Source organism: Streptomyces pathocidini (assembly GCF_001418495.1).
Taxonomy (GTDB): Bacteria; Actinomycetota; Actinomycetes; order Streptomycetales; family Streptomycetaceae; genus Streptomyces; species Streptomyces pathocidini.
Genome location: NZ_LIQY01000518.1, coordinates 1 through 4,062, shown reverse-complemented (window position 1 = coordinate 4,062; position 4,062 = coordinate 1). Strand labels below are relative to the sequence as shown.

3 protein-coding genes are annotated in these 4,062 nt (G+C 71.2%); 2 read left to right on the top strand and 1 reads right to left on the bottom strand.

Annotation, left to right across the window (positions count from 1 at the left end):
* The first annotated feature begins 463 nt into the window (after nt 1–463).
* Together AOK16_RS21720 and AOK16_RS21715 are read left to right on the top strand one after the other, a co-directional pair.
* Nucleotides 464–1,141 (top strand): TetR/AcrR family transcriptional regulator, encoded by a 678-nt coding sequence (locus tag AOK16_RS21720; RefSeq protein ID WP_055473866.1) that lies wholly within the window; start codon nt 464–466, stop codon nt 1,139–1,141.
* 285 nt (nt 1,142–1,426) lie between these two features.
* On the top strand, nt 1,427–2,965 hold the full coding sequence (locus AOK16_RS21715; protein WP_055473865.1) for an MFS transporter: 1,539 nt from the start codon (nt 1,427–1,429) through the stop codon (nt 2,963–2,965).
* Nucleotides 2,966–3,111: 146 nt separating this feature from the next.
* On the opposite strand, the gene AOK16_RS21710 is transcribed toward AOK16_RS21715, so the two are convergent.
* Entirely contained in the window at nt 3,112–3,612 is a 501-nt protein-coding gene (locus tag AOK16_RS21710; protein WP_055473864.1) for a MarR family winged helix-turn-helix transcriptional regulator, read from the bottom strand.
* Nucleotides 3,613–4,062: the final 450 nt, after the last annotated feature.

The window sequence follows — 4,062 nt, the reverse complement described above, 5'->3', positions numbered from 1 at the left end:
CGCGTATACCGCGGCGTATTCGGGCCTCGGGGGGTGTGACCGCGCCGGGTATTCGTCGGCTGGGGCGGGTGGGCTTCATGCTGCCGCCTTCCGGTCCGGGGCAGCCGAATTTCCGACTGCGCTGTCCAGCCACCGTGTTCCGCCGCCCGTTCGGCCGCGCGCCGGGAGCGGCCGTACGAGGGGATGTTGTCGGCTGTTCGGGGGCTGCGGTGATCTTGAGGGTTATCGGTGATCTTGGGGGTTATCGGGGAGGCACTCTTCTCGGTTCCGCCTCTCGGTTCCGCGCGACGGCCCGACTCGCGACGCCCCCGACTCTCGACGTGTCTCAGGTCACATTCATGGCTGGAAATATCCGGGGACCGCCTCCCCGTTTACGCCTGTGTCCGCGCGAATCGGGGAGCACGTCCCCGATTCCGGAAGTCGAATCCACCGAGAAGCCGAACCCGCAGAGAGGAGCGTCGCCGTGGTCGCCGCGTTGAAGAGCGCGCTGAAGGCCCGCCCCCGGCTGCGGGCCGATGCCCAGCGCAACCGGGAGCGGATCGTCGACGCCGCCCGCGAGATGTTCGTCGAGTACGGGGCCGAGGTCCCGCTGGACGAGGTCGCGCGCCGCGCCGGCGTCGGCAACGCCACCCTCTACCGGCACTTTCCGGACCGCCGCGAACTCATCCACCACGTCACCCTGCACGTCATGGCCCGGATCGCGGAACAGGCCGAGCGCGCGCTCGCCGAGGAGCCCGATGCCTTCGAGGCACTGCGGCGCTGGGTGCACGCGGCGGCCGACGAGCGGGTCGGCGCCCTGTGCCCGCTGCTCTCCGAGAGCGTGGACAGAAACCACCCCGACCACCTCGAGGCCCGCGACCGCCTCAACCGCGACATCGAGGCGCTGATGGAGCGGGCGCGGGAGGCGGGGCAGCTGCGCGCCGACATCGACGTCGGCGACCTGATGGTGGCGATCACGCAACTGACCCGTCCGCTGCCCGGATGGGGGTCCCCCCGGGCGGAATCCGGGGGAGGCTGTGTGGACTTCGATCGCTTCGTCCACCGCCACCTCCAGCTGTTCCTGGACGGGCTGCGCGCCCCGGCGCGCTCTGAACTGCCCGGATCCGCCGCGACGTTGGAGGACCTCCGGCAGCAGAACTGACCGTAGCGACACGTAGCGACAGGGGCCCCGCGACACCGAGCGCCCCCGGCGACACCAAGCGACAAGAGCCCAGCGACAGGGGCACAGCGGCAAGAGGGGAGCCCGGAGCCTCGGGGGCCCCGGGCAACCACGGCTCGCACAGCTCCCACCGCACGCACAACACACCCACCCAGAACTGACTCGACCTGCCGGCGCACGCCGTCAGGCACCGACGTCACGCACGCAAGTCACATACGCAAGTCCCGTACCGAACATCCTTGTTCCGCACCCCAGATAGGCACCGTCATGCCAGATTCCGCCGCGCAGTCCGCCACCGACCAGCCCGACCCCAGACGCTGGAGAGCGCTCGTCTTCATCGCGCTCGCCCAGTTGATGGTCGTCCTCGACGCGACCATCGTGAACATCGCCCTGCCCTCCGCCCAGGCCGACCTCGGCATATCCGACGGCAACCGGCAGTGGGTCATCACCGCGTACGCCCTCGCCTTCGGCGGTCTGCTGCTCTTCGGCGGCCGGATCGCCGACCTGTGGGGCCGGAAGCGGACGTTCGTCGTCGGCCTGCTCGGCTTCGCCGCGGCCTCCGCGCTCGGCGGGGCCGCCGCGGGCACGGGCACGCTGCTCGGCGCCCGTGCGCTCCAGGGCGCGTTCGGCGCGCTGCTCGCCCCGGCCGCGCTCTCGCTGCTCGCGGTGACCTTCACCGAGGCCAAGGAGCGCGCCAAGGCCTTCGGCATCTACGGCGCGATCGCGGGCGGCGGCGGCGCCGTCGGCCTGATCCTCGGCGGCGTGCTCACCGAGTACATGGACTGGCGCTGGACCTTCTTCGTCAACATCCCCTTCGCCATCGCCGCCGCGACGGGCGCCTACTTCGTCATCCGCGAGCCCGCCGGCGGCCGCAACCGCTCGCCGCTCGACATCCCGGGCGTGGCCTTGTCCACGCTGGGCCTGGTGGCGCTGGTGTACGGGTTCACGCGCGCCGAGTCCGACGGCTGGACGGACGGCTTCACCATCGCGCTGTTCGTCGCGGCCGCCGTGCTGCTGGCCGCGTTCGCGCTGGTGGAGGCCCGGGTGAAGGCCCCGCTGCTGCCGCTGCGCGTGGTCACCGAGCGGAACCGCGGCGGGGTGTACGCCTCGCTGGGTCTGGCCGTCATCGCGATGTTCGGCCTGTTCCTCTTCCTGACCTACTACCTCCAGGTCGTGAAGGGCTACTCGCCGGTGAAGACCGGCTTCGCCTTCCTGCCGATGATCGTCGGCATGATCACCGGCTCGACGCAGATCGGCGCCCGGCTGATGACCCGCGTCCCGCCGCGCGCGCTGATGACCCCGGGCTTCCTGGTCGCGGGCATCGGCATGCTGCTGCTGACCCAGCTGGAGGTCGGCAGCTCGTACGCCGGGCTGATCCTGCCCGCGCAGCTGCTGCTCGGGCTCGGTATGGGTACGGCGTTCATGCCCGCGATGAGCCTGGCCACGCACGGCGTCCAGCCGCGCGACGCGGGTGTCGCCTCCGCGATGGTCAACACCTCGCAGCAGGTGGGCGGCGCGATCGGCACGGCCCTGCTGAACACGATCGCGGCGAGTGCCACCACGGCGTACGCGACCTCGCACGCCGCCGAGGCGCAGGCCGCGGGCGGTCCGGCCGTCAAGCTGCTGCAACTGGAGTCGATGGTGCACGGCTACACGGCCGCGATCTGGTGGGCGGTCGGCATCCTGGCCCTGTCGGCGACGATCGCCTTCACGCTCATCACGACCCGGGGCGGCGGCGGTCCGGTCGCGGCGTCGGGCTCCGGCGACGAGGACGAGGCCGCGAAGATGCCGGTGCTCAGTCACTGAGTGCTGCTCAGCCACCTGTATGACGACGGCGCCCTCATGTCCTTCGGGAGGTGAGGGCGCCGTCGTGTGGACGCGGCCGATCTGATGGGTCACCCTGCCGGGAGGCTTGGCGTCATCGCCGCAGGGTCCCGGCCGAAGCCCTGGCGTCACCGCCGCCAGGGCAGGTCCGCGCCGCGGTCCGGCTCGAGTCCCTCGGTGATCGTGGCGCAGATCTCGCCGAGTTGGGCCACCTGCTCAGGGGTGAGCCGGTCGAAGATCGCGCCGCGCACGGCGGCGACATGGCCGGGCGCGGACCGCTCCAGCACCGCGCACCCCTCGTCCGTCAGGATCGCGAACTGGCCGCGCCTGTCGGACGGGCAGTCCTCGCGGCGCGCCCAGCCGCTCTTCTCCAGCCGGGCGACGGCGTGCGAGAGACGGGACCGGGTGATCTTGGCGATCCGGGCCAGCTCGGTCATCCGCAGCCGGCGCCTGGGGGCTCTCTCGAGGTACACCAGCAGCGCGTAGTAGATGTGCGGCATGCCGGCATCGCGCTGGAGCTGGCGGTCGAGATGGTCCTCCAGCAGCGTGCTGGCCTGGACATATGCCTGCCAGGAGCGCTGTTCGTCGGCGGAGAGCCAGCGCGGCTCGTCGTCGGGTCCCGTCGTCATGGCTCAACTGTACGGAGGATTCTTGAAAATTGGACAAAAGGTGACTCCGTTAAGCCCCAAGTGAGTGCTTGAACTTGCGAGGAGCTGGAGGTTTCTTCCATGGCCGCCGACCTCGGCCCCTCCGCCCCCGAGTGCATGCCTCTCGTCCACGGTTCCCGGGGCTTCCCCGAGCGCTACTGCCAGGTGGCGTACGCGACCGTCGGCGCGTCCCAACTTGCCGAGCGGGTACGGGTGTTGCCGGGCTTGCCTGGCGCCCCCGTGACCGGCCAGCCGGAGCGCGGCCTCGGTCGCCACCGTCGGTCAGTCGCGTACGAAACCCGCGTACGAAACCCCGTACGAAACCGGTGCCTATGGTGGGGAGTTGGCGTTCCGGAGCGGCCGTGGGTCGGGTGGTGGGCGGTGCCTGCTCTCCGGCCCGGGCTGTGAGCAGGAGGCCGTGCGGGCGGGAGG

Coding starts and splice junctions, on each gene's coding strand:
- AOK16_RS21715 (WP_055473865.1), top strand. CDS start 1,427: ATGCCAGATTCCGCCGCGCAGTCCGCCACCGACCAGCCCGACCCCAGA.
- AOK16_RS21710 (WP_055473864.1), bottom strand. CDS start 3,612: ATGACGACGGGACCCGACGACGAGCCGCGCTGGCTCTCCGCCGACGAA.